Source organism: Thermoanaerobaculia bacterium (assembly GCA_018057705.1).
In the GTDB taxonomy this organism is placed as follows: domain Bacteria; phylum Acidobacteriota; class Thermoanaerobaculia; order Multivoradales; family JAGPDF01; genus JAGPDF01.
The window spans coordinates 1-16,807 of record JAGPDF010000088.1 but is presented as its reverse complement, the minus strand read 5'-3'; the positions used below and the strand labels follow the sequence as shown (position 1 = coordinate 16,807).

Genomic DNA, 16,807 nt, shown 5'->3' with positions numbered 1-16,807 from the left:
CTCGCCGGAGAGCACCGCATCGACGAGCCGGCGCGTCAGACCGAGCTTCATCCGCGAACCGGTGCCGTAGGCCCCGCCTGTCCAGCCGGTGTTGAGCAACCAGACGCGGGCCTTGTGTTGGGCGAGCTTCGCGCCGAGCAACGCCGCATAGACGCCGGGGTGGCGCGGCAGGAAGGGGCTCCCGAAACAGGTCGAAAAGGTCGCCGTGGGCTCGGTGATGCCGCGCTCCGTGCCGGCGACCTTGGCGGTGTAGCCGGAGAGAAAGTGGTACATCGCCTGCTCCTCGGTGAGCCGGGAGAGCGGCGGCAGGACGCCGAAAGCGTCGCAGGTCAGGAAGACGACATCCTTCGGATGCCCGGCGATGCCCGCCGGGTCGCAGTTGCGCAGGTGGGTGATCGGGTAGCTCGAGCGGGTGTTCTCGGTGAACCGCGTCGACTCGAGGTCGAGCTCGTGCGTTTCCGGGTGGAACTCGACGTTCTCGAGAATCGTCCCGAAGCGGTGCGACGCATCCCAGATGTCGGGCTCGCCCTCGCGCGAGAGCCGCACCACCTTGGCGTAGCAGCCGCCCTCGATGTTGAAGACCCCGTCGTCCGACCAGGCGTGCTCGTCGTCGCCGATGAGCGTGCGGCGCGGGTCGGCGGAGAGCGTCGTCTTGCCGGTTCCGGAGAGGCCGAAGAAGAGGGCGACGTCGTCCTTGTCGGCGCCGTAGTTGGCGCTGCAATGCATGGGAAAGATCCCCTTGCCCGGCAGCACGTGGTTCATCACCGTGAAGATCGACTTCTTGATCTCGCCGGCGTACTCGGTGCCACCGATCAGCACCATCTTCTCGGCGAAGTTCACCAGGATGAAAGTCGAAGTCCGGGTCCCGTCCGCCGCCGGGTCGGCCTTGAAGCTCGCCGCGTCGAGGACGACGAAACCGGGCTCGAACAGGGCGAGCTTCGCCGGGTCGGTCTCGCGCACGAACATGTTCGAGGCGAAGAGCGCCTGCCAGGCGGTCTCGGTGATGATCCGAACCGGCAAGCGATAGCGCGGATCGGCTCCGGCATAACCGTCGAAGACGAACAGATCCTTGCCGCCCAAGTGCTCGCGGGCCTTGGCGAGCAGAAGATCGAACGCCGCGCCCGAGATCGGCTTGTTGACCTTGCCCCACCAGATGTCGGCCGACGTCCCCGGCTCTTCGACGACGAACTTGTCGTTGGGCGACCGGCCCGTGAACTCACCCGTATGGCAGATGAGCGCCCCGTCGGCCGAGATCCGGGCCTCGCCGCGGCGGACCGCCTCTTCGTAGAGCCGCGCCGGCGGCAGGTTCCAATAGACGTTCCGGGCGCCCGCGAGACCCTGCTCCTCGACTCCATGACGGCTCTGGACCGGACCATGATTCTGCATTGCTCACCTCGGGAAGGACGGGTCACCCTGCGCCCGTCAAGGATCGGAAAAACGCGGGCATTCTACTTGAAAGGCCGGGGGTTCTTCCCGTCCGGCGGTGCGGCTCGCGAGGCTGGGCGCAGCCGCCCCAAGGACTCTTGCGGCCCCCGCCCAAAGGTGGAAAACTGCCTTCGTTTTGATTGCCGCACACCAATCCGGCCGGCACCACAGCGCCAGCGAGAGGATCCCAAAACCATGAGCGAAATCAGTTTCTTTGACCAGGTCAACGCCAATTTCGACAAGGCGGCCGCCTACACCAAGCACTCGAAGGGGCTGCTCGAGCAGATCAAGGTCTGCAACAGCGTCTACCACATGGCTTTCCCCGTGGAGAAGGATGACGGTTCGATCGAGGTCATCCACGCCTGGCGCGCCGAGCACTCCCAGCACAAGCTCCCGACGAAGGGCGGTATCCGCTACGACTACCGGGTGAACGAGGACGAGGTCATGGCGCTGTCCGCGCTGATGACCTACAAGTGCGCCATGGTCGACGTGCCGTTCGGCGGCGCCAAGGGCGGCATCCGTATCGACCGCAGGAACTACAGCGAAGCGGAGCTCGAGCGCATCACGCGGCGCTACGCCTACGAGCTCTTCCGCAAGGGCTTCATCGGACCGGCAGTGGATGTGCCGGCGCCCGATTACGGCACCGGCCCGAAGGAGATGTCGTGGATCGCGGACACCTACCAGGCGCTCGCGGCCCAGGACGTCAACAGTCTCGGCTGCGTCACCGGCAAGCCGATCGCCCAGGGCGGCGTGCGCGGCCGCACCGCGGCCACCGGCAGGGGCGTCTTCTTCGCCATCCGCGAGGCCTGCAACGACGCCGCCGACATGAAGCTGCTGGGCTTCACCCCCGGACTCGCCGGCAAGACGGCGGTCGTCCAGGGGCTCGGCAACGTCGGCTACTATGCCGCCAAGTTCCTCTGTGAATCCGGCGTCAAGCTGGTCGGCGTAGCGGAGCGCGAGGGCTCGATCGCCTCGCCCGCCGGGCTCGATCTCGAGAAGCTGATGGCCCACCGTGCGGCGACCGGCTCGATCCTCGGTTTCCCGGGCTCGACCGACCTCAAGGACCGGATGGCCGCTCTCGAGCTGCCGTGCGACATCCTCGTCCCCGCCGCCCTCGAGAACCAGATCACCGAGGAGAACTGCGATCGCATCCAGGCCAAGATCATCGCCGAAGGCGCCAACGGACCGACGACCGCCGTGGCCGGCGACAAGCTGTACGCCCGGGGCGTGATGGTCATCCCCGACATGTACTGCAACGCCGGCGGCGTGACGGTTTCCTATTTCGAGTGGCTGAAGAACCTCTCGCACGTCCGCTTCGGCCGCATGGAGAAGCGATTCGAGGAGCGCACCTACCGCAAGCTCCTGCAGGCGGTCCAGACGCTCACCGGCAAGGATCTCTCGGAAGAGGAGATCAAGGGACTCGCGACCGGCGCCTCGGAAGAGGATCTGGTCAACTCCGGGCTCGAGGAGACGATGGTGACGTCGTACCAGAAGATCCGCGACATGCGCCGCAAGCACAACGACAAGCCGGACCTGCGCACGGCGGCGTTCATCGTCGCGATCGACATGATCGCGGTGACCTACAGCGACCTCGGCATCTTCCCGTAGGAAGTGCCGCAAGTTTCGGGAGTCGATTGACAGCCGGGCTGTCGCGGTTCAGACTCCCGCAATTCGCTCCGCACCCCGACCCCGGGGCGGCGGCGGTCTCTTCGGAGTTCGGACGGCTCCGGAGGCCGGGTGGGGTGGGTCCCACCGCTCGACCGTGACGTCCAGAAAAGGAGGTGATCCAGTGGGTAATGGCAAACGTGGCTCGATGGGGGCGGCGTCCTCCTAGGGGTACCTCCTGGGGCGAAACGCAGTGCGCCACGGGCAGAAGCGAAGGGCATCTCGCAAGGGATCCCGCTAGCAGGCTTCAACCCAGCGCCGTCCGCATCGAACCCCAAGGCCCCGGATCTCGCGAGAGGTCCGGGGCCTTTTTCGTTTCCGCAGGGCCTTTCCGGCTCAAAGCGCCTGGTCGGCCTTGGCGGCGAGGATGAAGTCGCTCTCGGTCAGGCCTTCGATCTTGTGGGTCCAGACGGTGATCCGTACCTTGCCCCACCCGAGGTAGATGTCGGGGTGGTGCCCCTGCTCTTCGGCGACCGCACCGACCCGGTTGACGAAGGCGAGCGCCGAGGAGAAATCTGGAAAAGTGTAGGACTTCTCCAGGTGGTGGCCGGAGATGACCTGCCAGTCGTTCGGACCCAGCGCGCCGAGGAGCCGGTCCAACTCGCCTCCGGCGAGCGGCGCAACGCCTCCCCGGCACGGCACACACTGCTTTGCGGCAAGCTCGGACATGTCGCCTCTCCTCCGGGTATCGCCCCGGGCTCGTGGGCTCCTCTTCAGCCCTTCGACTTGCTCTGCAAGCGCGCGACCAGGGCGCGCATGGCCCCTTGCGTCTCGGCGCCGAACCAGTCATCGACGAAGCGCTCGTAGGTGTCGCCCTGCTGGCGGTCGAACGCCTCCACCAGACCGGCGCGGCAGAGCGCCCGGGTCGTCGCCATGGCGCGCGGCGGGAGCTGCAGGAGATCGCGGCAGCCTTGGATCGCGCGCTCGACGACGCCGTCGACCGGCACCAGCTCGTCGACCAACCCAATGCGTAACGCCTCGCCGGCCGGAACGAGCAGTCCGCCCACACCGAGGCGCTCGGCCTGGCGCTCGCCGACGACGCGCGCCAGCGCCGTGTGAATCACCCGCGGCAGCGAGAGGCCGACCTGGACCTCGTTCAGGCCGATCTTGAAATCCCCTTCCGCCATGATCCGCGCGTCGCAGAAGATCGAAAGCACCGCGCCGCCGGCGGGAGCGTGCCCGGTGATCGCGGCGACGGTCGGAATCGGCGAGGCGGCGAGGGCGCGCATGAGGCGGAAGAAGTCGCGCAGCGTCTGCTCCATGCCGGCGCGGTCGAGAGTGAGGAGCGACGGCACGTCGAGCCCGCCGGAGAACATCCCCGGCCGGCCGGAGAGCACCAGGGCGCGCGCTCCCGAGGCCGGCGCCGCCTCGATCGCCTCGCCGAGCGCCACGATCAGTGCGGCGTCGAGCGCGTTCGCCGGCGGACGTGCCAGCCGCAGTTCGAGAATCTCACCATGTTCGGTTCGTTCGAGCATCGAAGTCCTCCAGCGCCGATCCTACCCGCTTCTCTCGCGTGTCATGAGCCTTTCCCCCGGCCCCCTGCGCGTACTCTGCGTGAACCGCACATCTCGCCCTGCGCGCCAGCTCCGACAGAGAGCTCCCTTCGTCGGCACAGTCTCCCTGCTCCTCCTCGCCGCCTTCGGCCCGCCGGCCCAAGCGGGGTCGGTCGGCCTGTCGTCCGTGAATGGCGCAGCCGTCCCGAACTACCCGGTCGCAGGCGATCTGGTCGAGAGCGGAGAGCATTTCGGGGCCGCCCTGGCGGTCGGCGACTTCAACGGCGATCTCATCGACGACCTGGCGACGGGTATCCCCTTCGACGACGGCGTCGCCGATATTGAACAGAACATCGGCGCGGTGATCGTCCAGTTCGGCGCCGTGGGTATCGGGCTCGCCCTTCCGGCCGAGAGTCTCCTTCTTTCCCAGGAGATCGGGCCCGACCTGTCGATCGACAACGAGCGTTTCGGAGCTGCGCTCGCGGTCGGCGACTTCAACCACGATTTCATCGACGACCTCGCCGTCGGCGTCCCGGGAAACGTCGTCGGGGGCCTTGCCATCGGCGGCGTGCAGGTCTACTACGGCTCGACGAGCCCGGAGGTCTTCGACGGCGGAACCCTGCTCACGATCGGCGGCGCGGCGGGTGACAGCATCGGCGCCGCGCTCGCCACCGGAGATTTCAACGAGGACAACTTCGACGACCTCGCCGTCGGCATTCCCGGCCAGGCGAGCTCTGCCGGCGCGGTGTTCGTCATCTACGGCAGTGCGGCGGGCCTGACGAGCGGCGGCCAGCTCTTGCAACAGAACAACCCGGACATCGAGGACGTCGGCGAAGCGAACGACAAGTTCGGCTTCGCACTCGCCGCAGGCGACTTCAACGCCAATGGGAAGTCGGATCTGGTCGTCGGGATCCCGAACGAGAACGGCAGCGGTGCGATCCAGATCTTCTTCGGCACGACCGCCGCGAACGGTCTCGACCTGGTGAACGACACCTTCTGGACGCAGAACTCGGTCGCCGGCACGAGCGAGCCCAACGACAAGTTCGGCTTCGCCCTGGCGACCGGCGACTTCGATGACGATGGCCGGTCGGATCTGGCGATCGGCTCGCCGGGCGAAACGCTCGGGTTGTCGAACGAGATCACCGATTCGGGCTCGGTCGCCGTACTCTACGGCACCCCCGGGGGCGTCTCCTTCGATCTCGCGCGCACCCAGGCCTGGAGCCAGGGGGGAGTGTTCGGACTCGAAACCGCGGAGGCCGGCGACCGCTTCGGCGAGTCGTTGGCGGTGGGCGACTTCAACGGCGACGGACACCACGACCTCATGGTGGGCCATCCGCAGGAGGACCTCTCCGGCACGAACAACGGCGCGGTCACCGTCCTTCTGGGTGGCGTCTCCGCCTTCTCGGCGAGTCGCAGTCGCGTCCTCGCCGCCGGAGTCGAGGGTCTCCCCGGAACCGCGCAGTCGCACTCCAACTACGGTCAGGCGGCGGCTTCGGGCGACTTCGACTGGGACTGGAAGTCCGACCTCGTGATCGGCGCACCGTTTTACGACGCCAGCCTCCTCCTGCCGGACTCCGGCATGCAGTTCGTCATCTATGGCTGCACATTCTGCGACGGCTTCGAAGACCAGGGGAACACCTACTGGTCGGCCGCCACCCCTTGAGCGGCGGGCTCCCGTGAGCTTTCTGCGAGGCCTCTTGCGCGTACTCTGCATGAACGTACCTACAGCCACGATTCGAGGCGAGGACTCGGGCGCCGCGGCGAGCGGCCTCGCCATGGCCCTCACCCTTGCGAGCCTGCTGGCGCCCCCTCTCTCTGCGGCTTCGGTCAGCGTCGGCCTCTCGCCGGTTCGCAGCCAGCTGGTCCAGACGTTCCCGTTCGGATCGGGCGGTCCCGATCCCGGAGACGGCTTCGGAATGACCCTCGCGAGCGGCGACTTCAACGGCGACGGCATCGCGGACCTCGCCAGCGGAGTGCCTTTCGACGCCGTCGATTTCGGATCGGGAACCGTCGCGGGTGCGGGCTCGGTCTACGTTCATTTGGGCGCCCCCGGTGCTGGCCTCGCTTCGGCGAGCGGCTGGTTCCGGCTGTCGCAGGCCTCCGGAGCGAACACCCCGGCCGAGGAGGAGCAGTTCGGCTTCGCCCTCGCCGCCGGCGACTTCGACAACGACGGCTTCGACGACCTCGCTGTCGGCGTGCCGCGCGACGTCCAGGGTGGAGTGGCGAAGGGAGGCGTACAGGTCTTCTTCGGCTCCGCCGATCCGGCGGTCTTCGGGCCGGGCGTCGTCCTCGGAATCGGTGGGTCGGCGAACGACTACATCGGGCTGGAACTCACCGCGGGCCATTTCGACGACGACAACTACGAGGATCTCGCAGTGGGAATTCCAGGGAGAGACGCGGTCGCCGGCGCCGTCTTCGTGATGTACGGCGGGAGCGGCGGGCTGGGCCCCGGCGGCCAGTTCCTGCAGCAGAGCAATCCGGATATCGAAGACAACGGGGAACCGGATGACCGCTTCGGCTGGGCTCTCGCGGCGCACGACTGGAACGGCGACGGCCGCGACGATCTCGCGGTGGGCGTGCCGCTGGAGAACGGCTACGGCGCCGTGCAGCTCTTCTTCGGCGGCGAGAACGGACTCGATCTCGTGCACGACATCCTGTGGACCCAGAACAGCATCGCGGGCACCAGCGAGCCCGGCGACTTCTTCGGGTCGGCGCTCACGACGGGGGACTTCGATGGCGACGGCTACGGCGACCTCGTCATCGGCTCGTACGGCGAGGACTTCGGGCTCGCCGAAGAGATCACGGATGCCGGAACGGTCGCCGCCGTGTTCGGCGACCCGGCCGGCTTCGACCTCGCGCGCACCGTCGCCTGGGGCCAGGGCGGCTTCATCGGTCTCGATGTCGCCGAGCCGAACGACCTATTCGGCTACTCGATGACGACCGGTGATTTCGACCACGACGGCTTCGACGACCTGATCGTCAGCCATCCCGGAGAGGCCTGGAGCCAGACGGGAGACGGCGCCGTCACCGCGCTTCTCGGAGGCGCCAACCCCTTTCAGCAGAGTCGCAGCCGGCTCTTCGCCCCCGGCCACGAGGGCGTTCCGGGATCGACCAGCCAGCCCGGCACCTTCGGCGCCGCGCTGGCGGCGGGCGATTTCGATGGCGACCACTATGCGGATCTGGTGATCGGCGTGCCGAGCTACGGCGCCGATCCAAAAGGCGCCGAGATCGTGCTCTACGGCGGCCTGGCCGCCGACGGCTTCGACACCGGCAATGCAACCTACTGGTCGGCGGTGACGCCGTGATCCGCCGCCCCGCGGTTCGTCGCCGCCTCTATCGCGCCGCTCTCGCGGCGATCCTGACGGCGCCGCTCCTCGCTCCGCCGGCCGCAGAGGCGGGTTCGGTCGGCCTCTCCTCGGTCCGCGGCGTCACGATCCCGAACTTCGCGCTCCCCGAGAATCCGGTGGAGGCGTCCGACCGCTTCGGGTTCAGCTTCGCCAGCGGCGACTTCAACGGCGACGGCGCCAGCGATCTCGCCACCGGTGTCCCCTACGACGCCCTCGGATCCAGCCAGGTGATTCCCGGCGGTTCCGTCTTCGTCCAGCTGGGCAGCGCGGGCGCAGGTCTCCTCGCCGCGTCGCCCAGCCTGTTGGTGACCGACCCGCATGGCGCACACTTCGGCTGGGCCCTCGCTGCCGCCGACTTCAATGGCGACACGATCGACGACCTCGCCGTCGGCTCTCCGGAAAGTACGGGCAGCTTCGGCCACGAGCGCTACGGCTTGGTCCGCGTCTACTACGGCTCCGCGACGCCGGAGGTCTTCGGGGAGGCCGTCAATGTCTCGAATATCGGCGTCCTGCAGGACTCACGGACCGGTTTCGCTCTGGCGGCGGGCGACTTCGACGGCGACGGCTTCGCCGACCTCGCCGTCGCCAGCCCCGGCCTCAACACCAACGCCGGTGGCATTCGGATCGCCTGCGGCGGCGCGAGTGGGCTGGAGGATCCCGGCAGTGTGATCGACCAGGACACTCCCGGCGTCGAGGGCGTGCGCGAGGCGCACGACCTCTTCGGTTACTCTCTCGCCGCCGGCGATTTCGACGGCAACGGCGGCGACGATCTGGCGGTCGGAGTCGTCAACGAGAATCAGGTCGGGTCCGTGCAGGTCCTCTTCTCGACCCCCTCCGGCATCGACCCCGCCCTCGACCTCCTGCTGTCGCAGGACGCGGTGGCCGGAACCGGCGAGCTCAACGATCAGTTCGGCTTCGCCCTCGCGGCGGCCGACTTCGACGGCGATGGCAAGGACGACCTCGCGATCGGCTCGCCCGGTGAGGCGCTCGGACTCTCCAACGAGATCACCAACACGGGGATGGTCGTGGTCGTCTACGGGTCGACCTCGGCCACTTTCGATCTCGCGCGCACCCAGGCCTGGGGTCAGGGCGGAATTCTGAGCGTCGACACCGCCGAAGCCGGCGACCGCTTCAGCGCGGCGCTCGCCGCCGGCGACTTCGACGCCGATGGCTACGCCGATCTCGCGATCGGCCAGCCGGAAGAGGACGTGACCGGCATGAACGACGGCGCTCTGACGGTGCACATGGGCGGCCCGAACGGTTTCTCGCAACTGCGTGCCCGCTTCCTCGCCGCCGGCACCGACGGTCTTCCAGGTCCGATCCAGCCCCACAGCAATTACGGGTTCGCGGCCGCGAGCGGCGACTTCGACGCCGACGGTTCAGCCGACCTCGTGATCGGCGCGCCCTTTCACAATCAGGACGGCACAATCCTCGACTCCGGCCTCGCGGTCATCCTCTACGGCGGTCTCTTCTCCGACGGCTTCGAGGATGCCGCTCCGGGCTATTGGTCGAGCGCCGCTCCGTGAGACGAGAGACCGTGAGGCTTTTCCCGGTCGTGCGCACGCGCGGCTCATGAGCCTTTCCGGGAAAGGCTTGCGCGTACCTCACATGACCCGACTCCTGCAGCTCCGCCTCTCCCGTCCAGGCGCCCTGGCGCTTCTCGCGGCGCTGGCTTCGTACCCGGTCGCCTTGCCGCCGGTCGTTCTCGCTGCCAGCTCCGTCGGTCTCTCCTCGGTCCGTGCGCGCGGCATCGACAACTTCGAGCTCGGGGGGAATCTGCCCGGGTTCCAGGAGGAGTTCGGCCACGCCTTCGCCGTGGGAGATTGGAACGGCGACGGTGTCGACGACCTCGCGACTGGCCTTCCCTACGACGACGGAGTCGCGAACATCCAGCAGTACATCGGGGCGGTCTACGTTCAGTTCGGCATCGCCGGAGCGGGGCTAGCGCCGCCGGGGGGTGCCGTCCTGCTTTCGCAGGAGGTCGGGCCCGACTTGGCCTTCGACGACGAGCAGTTCGGCTGGGCGCTCGCCGCCGGCGACTTCGACGGGGATGGGTTCGACGACCTCGCCGTCGGTGTTCCCGGCAACGAGGTCGTCGGCGTCGCCACCGGCGGCGTGCAGATCTACTTCGGCTCCGGTTCCTCCCCGGTCTTCGACATCGGGACGATACTCCCAATTCCCGGGGCCGCGGGCGACCGCATCGGCCTGGCACTCGCTGCAGGCGACTTCAACAATGATGGCTACGACGACCTGGCCACCGGCATGCCCCTGCAGTCCACCGCTGCGGGCGCGGTGCGCATCGACTACGGTGGTCCCGGAGGCTTCTTCACGGGTGGCCTGCTCCTGCGGCAGGACAGTCCCAGCATCGACGACGTCGGCGAGGAAAACGATCGCTTCGGTTTCGCGCTCACGTCGGGGGACTTCGACGGCAACGGCCACGCGGACCTCGCGGTCGGCGTACCGAACGAGAACGGCTACGGCGCACTCCATGTCTTCTTCTGGAACGGCGGCGGGCTGGACCTGACGCGCGACCTCTTCTGGACGCAGAACAGCATCGCAGGCACCAGCGAGCCCAACGACAAGTTCGGCTTCGCGCTCGCGGCGGGGGATTTCGATGGCGACGGCCGCGCAGATCTGGCAATCGGCTCGCCTGGCGAGACGCTGGGTCTCGCGAACGAGCTCACCGACTCCGGCGCCGTTGCCGTGACGTACGGCTCCAGCACAGGGATCTTCTTCGATCTCGCGCGCACCCAGGGGTGGGCTCAGGGAGGGCTTATCGGCCTCGACACCGCCGAGCTCGGCGATCGCTTCGGGGAGGCGTTCGCCGTCGGTGACTTCGACGGCGACGGGCGAGACGACCTGATGATCGGCCACCCCGAGGAAGACACCACCAGTTCGAACACCGGCGCGGCCACGGTGCTCCTGGGGGGCGCGACCGGCTTCGCCCAGGCTCGCAGCCGCCTTCTGCTCGCCGCGAGCGAGGGCATTCCGGGTGCGGGCTTCCTCCACGCCTACTTCGGTTCCGCGGCCACTGCGGGAGACTTCGACGCTGACGGCTACGCCGATCTGGTGATCGGCGAGCTCTACGGCAGCTCACCCACCGGGTCGTTCAGGGCCGGGATGGAGATCGTCCTCTACGGCAGCATGTTCTCCGACGGATTCGAAAGCCAGGACACGTCCTACTGGTCGGCTGTCGCTCCCTGAAACCGGCGGATCAGAGCTCGCGGAGCGCGCGGCGAAGGGCAGCCGCCTGAAGCTTCCGGCCGGCGGACTCGGCGCAGGCGAGCGCGGCCTCGAGATCGCGCCGGGCGTCGCCTTCGCGCCCGGAAGCTAGCGCCCAGAGCGCGCGGGCGCGGAGATAGCTCAAGCGCCGGTTCACACTCGGGGAGCTCGCAGCGGCCTCCCCCAGGGTGTCGAGGCGCCGCCGGGCCTCGGGCAGTCTGCCGGACCGCGCGTCGATCCCGGCCAGGAGAGCGGTCGCCAGAAAGGCCGTGGTGCCCTCGGCGCTCGCCGCGCCACCGGCGTCCCGTGCCCGCTCGGCGAGTCCGGCCGCCGCCACGAGCTCGTCGAAGCCGAACTCGACCTCGGCGAGCTGGAGATCGGTCTCGGCAGCCCAGTCGGCCTGGCCGTTGGCGAGCAGCAGGCGACTCGCCTCGGCGAGCCCCTGGCGCGCCGCGGCGCGCTCGCCCCGGGCGGCCGCCGCGAGACCGCGCAGCCTCTCGGAATAGGCGAGCGTCGCGCGATCTCCCGTCGTTCGCGCGACGCTTGCCAGTTCGGCCACGGTCGCGCCGACTCGCTCGAGCCCGCCGGCGTCGAGCTCGGCGCCGCCGCGATAGAAGAGCGCGATGGCGTAGTCGGAGCCCGCGGGGCCGGCGGCGAGAAGCGTGAGCGCTTCGGCGAGGGCGGCGTCCGCTTCCACCACCCTTCCCAGATCCCGCAGCGTCTCCGAGAGATCGGTCAACGCCCAGGAGAGCCTGCGACTCTTGGCTTCGCGAAAGATCTGCACCGCTTCGCGATGGCGCGGTTCGGCGAGGTCGGGGCGGCCGCGCTGCATCGCGAGACCGGCGAGATTGCCCAGGATGACGCCGCCGCCGCCCGGACCGACGGCCCGGCTGGCGGCGAGCGCCTGCTCCAGGAGGCGTTCCCCGGCGAGGAGGTTGCCGCGCTGCAGCTCTTCGATCGCGAGGTCGTTGAGGACGCGCGCCAGAGACGCCGTGTCGCCAGAGGTCTCGAAGCCGGCGCGTGCAGCTTCCATGTCGGCCCGCGCCTCCTCGCTCCGGCCCAGGGTCGAGAGCAGCCGGCCGCGCGACGCCCGGGTCTGCGACACCAGGTCCCCCCGCCCGGCGGCGATCGCGCGCTCGAGTGCGGTCGTGAACAACACGAGCGCTCGCTGCGGCTCGGCCCCGCTTCCTGCAAGCGTCGCTTCCGCGTAGTCGATGAGCGGATCGGCGCCGCGGCCGGGGATCTGGCGCAGGCGGGCGACGATGAGCTCGGCCTCGGCGCGCCGGTCGCCCTTGGCCAGCGCCATCACGAGGTGGGCGCCGGTCTCGACGCTGCCGGGTTCGGCGGCGAAACGGCGTTCGAGCTCCGGAGCGTCGCTCGCCGCGACGCCGGAGAAGGGAAACCTGCGCGGCGTCGGGTCGGCGGCGACGGCGGCATCGAGAGCCAGGGAAGCGCGGGGAGCGAGGGCAGCGCGGACCCCCCGGCGGCGTGCGACTTCGCTGTAGCCGAGGGCTGTCGCGAGCAACCCGAGGGCGGCCGCCGCCGCGACGGCCAGCCGGTGGCGGCGATAGAAACGGGAGATCCGGTAGCCGAGCCCGCCGCCACGCGCGGCGACGGGGGCTCCGGCGAGGTAGCGCGCAACGTCCTCGGCGAACTCGGCCGCCGAAGCGTAGCGGTCTTCCGGGTTCTTCTGCAGCGCCTTGAGACAGATGGCATCGAGGTCCCGCGGCAGCCTCCTCGCCGCTGGCCGGCCTGACGGGGCCTGCCCGACGCCGCGGTCGATCGCCGTCTGGGCGCGCCTTCGGGCCGTGCTCGGAGGTTCCGGGTCCTCGCCGAGGATGGCGCGCTCGATCTCCGCTTCGGTTCCCTTCGGTTGGAAGGGACGAACGTCCGCCAGGAGCTCGTAGAACACCACTCCCAGCGAGAAGACGTCCGAGGCGGGAGTGACGGCTGCACCGCGAAACTGCTCCGGACTCGCATAGGCCGGCGTGAGCGCTCGCGTGCCGGTGCGGGTGACCGAGACACCCGGGGCCGTCTCCGCGGCGCTTTCGGCCAGAAACTTGGCGATCCCGAAATCGAGCAGTCGCGGTCTGCCGTCGCGGCCGACCTGGATGTTGGCCGGCTTCAAGTCGCGATGGACGACCGAGGAGGCGTGCGCATACGCCACCGCCTCGAGGACGGCGAGGAAGAGGCGCAGGCGCTCGGCAATCTCCAGGCCGTGCTCGCGCACGTGTTCGATGAGATTCGAACCCGCGACGTACTCGAGCGCGAGATACCAGCGCCCGTCCTCGGCGCGGCCGGCGTCGTAGAGGCGGGCGATCCCGGGATGCTCGAGGCGCGCGAGGATCCGGCGCTCGTCGCGGAAACGGCGCTCGATCTCGCCGACACCACTGCCGCCCGGGGCGACGACCTTGAGTGCCACCTGACGCTCGAAATCGGCGCCCAGGGAAAAGGCGAGATAGACGCGGCCCATCCCGCCACGCCCGAGCTCCGAGAGAATCCGGTACGGGCCGATGCGCTCCGGCGCCGGTTCGGGGCCCTCCTCCTCGATTCGCGCCCATGGATCGCCGTCGAGGGGCGACTCGGCGCTCGGGTCGGCGGCGGCGAGCAGGCGGCGGAGCTGCGCGCAGTGAGAGCTTCCGGCGGCCTCGAGAGCGGCGACGAAACGCTCGCGCTGCTCGGCCGGCAGCTCCACGGCCTGGTCGTAGAGGTCGCGCAGCGATCGCAGCGATCGAGCGGCGCCGCCGGGCGACCCAGCGCTCGCGCTCATGCCGGTTCGCCCAACTCCGCCCGCATCCAGGTGCGAGCGAACTCCCAGTCCCGTTTGACGGTCGCCGGCGAGATCTCCAGGCACTCGGCAACCTCGTCGATGTCGAGGCCGGCGAAGTAGCGCATCTCCACCACCTGGGCGGCGCGCGCCGATTCTCCCGCCAGGCGCTCGAGAGCGCGGTCGAGGTCCAGGAGGTCGACCGCGGGCGCCACGGATCCGGCGATCGTGAGACCCGGGGCCTCCTCTGCGTGCTGACGCTTGCGACTTCCCCGGCGCCGCGCGTGGTCGATCAACACCCGGCGCATCGTCGCCGCAACCAGACCGAAGAAGTGTGCGCGGTCGCGCCAGTCGACTCTTGCCTGGTTGATGAGGCGCAGATAGGCCTCATGCACAAGCGCGGTCGGCTGCAGGGTGTGGCCGTCACGTTCCCCCCGCAGCTGGGCTGCGGCGATCCGCTTGAGGTGGGCGTAGACGCGCTCGAGCAACTCGTCGCGCGCCCCGGCACTGCCTCGCCGCCACGCCTGCAGCAAACCCGTCAGATCCGCGCTGCGCTCGCCGTCGCCCGACATGGGCGCCAAGTGTACCCTTCCGGCCCGGCCGGACGGGCTGGGCGACGCCGGAGCCGACGCCCGGGCTCGCGCGCTATCTCTTCGCCGACGCCGGTGAGGCCTGCGGCACCGGGAATCCGCGATCGCGCATCAGGGCGTCGATGCCGGGATCCTTGCCGCGGAAGGCGCGGTAGGCCTCGGCCGGATCGACGGTGTTGCCGACCGAGAAGACGTGGTCATACAGGCGCTTGGCCACAGCCTTGTCGTAGGCGCCGCCGGCCTCCTCGAACGCCTCCCAGGCGTCGGCGGTCAGGGTGTCGGCCCAGAGGTAGCTGTAGTAGCCGGCAGAGTAGCCGTCGGAGGAGAAGATGTGCGAGAAGTGCGGTGTCCGGTGCCGCATGACGATCTCTTTCGGCATGCCCAGGGCGGCCAGCGTCTCGCGTTCGAACTTGTCGGGGTCGATCGCGACGCCGCCGCCTGCGGCGGCTAAATGCAGCTTCATGTCCATGAGAGCGCTGGCGAGGAACTCGACCGTCGTGAAGCCCTGGTTGAACGTCCCGGCGCGCTCGATCTTGGCGACCAGCTCGCGCGGCATCGGCTTCCCGGTCTCGACGTGGAGAGCGAAGCGGTCGAGCACCTCGGGCGTCGGCAGCCAGTGCTCCAGCAGCTGCGACGGAAACTCGACGTAGTCGCGCGCCACGTTGGTGCCGGCGAGCGAAGGGTAGGTCACGTTCGACGACAGACCGTGGAGGGCGTGGCCGAACTCGTGAAACAGGGTCTCGGCGTCGGTCCAGCTGATCAGGATCGGCTCGCCGGGCTTGCCCTTCACGAAGTTCGAGTTGTTCGAGACGATCGTCCTGATCTCGCGCTCGAAGCGCTCCTGGCTGCGGTAGGCGTTCATCCAGGCGCCGGAGCGCTTGCCGGGCCGGGCGTAGGGGTCGAAGTACCAGAGGCCGACGAGCTCGGAGGCGGCATTGGTCACCTTCCAGACCCGGACGTCGGGGTGATAGACCGGGACGTCGGCGACCGGCGCGAAGCGCAGGCCGAGGAGCTCTCCCGCCACCCAGAACATGCCCTCGCGCAGCTTCTCGAGCTGCAGGTACGGCTTGACCTCGTTCTCGTCGAGGTCGTAGCGCTCCTTGCGCACCTTCTCGGCGTAGTAGCGATAGTCCCAGGGCTCGATGGTGATCGCCGCATCGCCCGGCGCCTGGGCGGCGGCGAGCTTCTGCATGTCGGCGACCTCTTCGTGGACGCGTGCCACGGCCGGCTTCCAGACCGCCTCCATGAGCTCGAGGGTGCGCTCCGGCGTCTTCGCCATCGAGTTCTCGAGCCGGCGGTCGGCATGATTGGCGTAGCCGATGAGTTTCGCGCGCTCGCCGCGCAACATCAGGATCTCGGTGATGCCGGCGTTGTTGTCGTGCTTGTCGCCGTTGTCGCCGCGGCTGAAATAGGTGCGCCAGACCTTCTCGCGCAGATCGCGGCGGTCGGAGTACGTCAGGAACGGCTCCATCGACGATCGTGTGTTGAGGATCGCCCACTTGCCGGCGTGCCCGCGCGACTCGGCAGCGGCGCTCGCGGCGGCCCGCAGGGAGGGCGGCAACCCAGCTAGATCCGCTTCGGAGTCGAGGACGAGAACGTAGTCGGTCTCGTCGGCCAGCACGTTCTGGCTGAACTGGGTGAACAGGGTGGCGAGACGCTGGTTGATCTCCGACAGCCGCTTCTTCGCCGGGCCATCGAGCTTCGCCCCGGCACGCACGAAGTTGGTGTAGTCGAGCCAAACGAGGCGCTGTTGCTCGGGCGAGAGACCCGAGCTCTCACGGGTCTCGTAGACCGCCTGGATGCGCGCGAAGAGCTTCTCGTTCTGGGTGATCTGGTCGGCGAACGCCGCCAGCTTCGGCGCCATCTCGCGCTCGACCGCCTGCACTTCGGGCGTGCTCATCGTGCCTGCGAAAACCTCGAAGACGGTGTTCGCGCGATCGAGAGTGCGCCCGGCACCCTCCAGGGCGGCGATCGTATTGGCGAAGGTCGCGGGCTCCGGATTCCCCGCGATCCGGTCGATCTCCGCGAGCTGCTCGGCCATCGCCGCCTCGAGCGCCGGCTGAAAGAGATCGACTTTGGCGGCATCGAAGGGCGGCACGCCGCCGTAGGGCCCGCTCCAGGCGGCGAGCAGCGGATTGGCGGCGGTGGCCGTGGGGGTGGCGGGCGAGGCCGCCGCAGCACTACCGGCGAGCAGGGTAGCCAGACCGAGTCCGGTCAGCAGGGGATTGGCCATGTCATCTGTCTCCATAGGTATCGTCGATCCGATCGGGAGAGCCGCGAGTCACCTGCGGCGAGAGA

Annotated in this window: 11 protein-coding genes; 5 read left to right on the top strand and 6 right to left on the bottom strand. The window is 69.0% G+C overall.

Translation table 11 applies throughout. The annotated features are described in order from the left end of the window. Positions 1–1,386, bottom strand: a 1,386-nt coding sequence (gene pckA, locus KBI44_18765; GenBank protein MBP9146527.1) for a phosphoenolpyruvate carboxykinase (ATP), incomplete at its 3' end; no start/stop codon positions are given. 234 nt (positions 1,387–1,620) lie between these two features. Here pckA and KBI44_18760 point away from each other — a divergent pair. Beyond that, positions 1,621–3,033: a Glu/Leu/Phe/Val dehydrogenase gene (locus KBI44_18760; protein ID MBP9146526.1), complete on the top strand. Its 1,413-nt coding sequence runs from the start codon at positions 1,621–1,623 to the stop codon at positions 3,031–3,033. Between the two features lie 393 nt (positions 3,034–3,426). Here KBI44_18760 and KBI44_18755 read toward each other — a convergent pair whose 3' ends face one another. Then, entirely contained in the window at positions 3,427–3,759 is a 333-nt protein-coding gene (locus KBI44_18755) for a 4a-hydroxytetrahydrobiopterin dehydratase (GenBank protein ID MBP9146525.1), read from the bottom strand. Between the two features lie 44 nt (positions 3,760–3,803). Continuing rightward, on the bottom strand, positions 3,804–4,565 hold the full coding sequence (locus tag KBI44_18750; GenBank protein MBP9146524.1) for an enoyl-CoA hydratase/isomerase family protein: 762 nt from the start codon (positions 4,563–4,565) through the stop codon (positions 3,804–3,806). A gap of 205 nt (positions 4,566–4,770) precedes the next feature. Here KBI44_18750 and KBI44_18745 point away from each other — a divergent pair, with 205 nt between their 5' ends. The 4 genes from KBI44_18745 to KBI44_18730 all read left to right on the top strand — a co-directional run bounded on the left by KBI44_18745 (position 4,771) and on the right by KBI44_18730 (position 11,134). Then, entirely contained in the window at positions 4,771–6,246 is a 1,476-nt protein-coding gene (locus KBI44_18745) for an FG-GAP repeat protein (GenBank protein ID MBP9146523.1), read from the top strand. A gap of 49 nt (positions 6,247–6,295) precedes the next feature. Continuing rightward, positions 6,296–7,888, top strand: a complete 1,593-nt coding sequence (locus tag KBI44_18740; GenBank protein MBP9146522.1) for an FG-GAP repeat protein — start codon at positions 6,296–6,298, stop codon at positions 7,886–7,888. After that, a complete protein-coding gene (locus KBI44_18735) occupies positions 7,885–9,456 on the top strand; it encodes an FG-GAP repeat protein (protein MBP9146521.1) in 1,572 nt (523 codons plus the stop codon). Before KBI44_18740 ends, KBI44_18735 begins: the two co-directional genes overlap by 4 nt. An 82-nt stretch (positions 9,457–9,538) precedes the next feature. Then, positions 9,539–11,134, top strand: a complete 1,596-nt coding sequence (locus KBI44_18730; GenBank protein ID MBP9146520.1) for an FG-GAP repeat protein — start codon at positions 9,539–9,541, stop codon at positions 11,132–11,134. Between the two features lie 10 nt (positions 11,135–11,144). On the opposite strand, the gene KBI44_18725 is transcribed toward KBI44_18730, so the two are convergent. The 3 genes from KBI44_18725 to KBI44_18715 form a co-directional block, all read right to left on the bottom strand. Next, positions 11,145–13,922 (bottom strand): serine/threonine protein kinase, encoded by a 2,778-nt coding sequence (locus tag KBI44_18725; GenBank protein ID MBP9146519.1) that lies wholly within the window; start codon positions 13,920–13,922, stop codon positions 11,145–11,147. After that, positions 13,919–14,491 (bottom strand): sigma-70 family RNA polymerase sigma factor, encoded by a 573-nt coding sequence (locus KBI44_18720; GenBank protein ID MBP9146518.1) that lies wholly within the window; start codon positions 14,489–14,491, stop codon positions 13,919–13,921. Before KBI44_18720 ends, KBI44_18725 begins: the two co-directional genes overlap by 4 nt. 73 nt (positions 14,492–14,564) lie before the next feature. Then, complete coding sequence (locus KBI44_18715) at positions 14,565–16,742, bottom strand: M3 family metallopeptidase (protein ID MBP9146517.1); 2,178 nt, start codon at positions 16,740–16,742, stop codon at positions 14,565–14,567. Between the last annotated feature and the right edge of the window lie 65 nt (positions 16,743–16,807).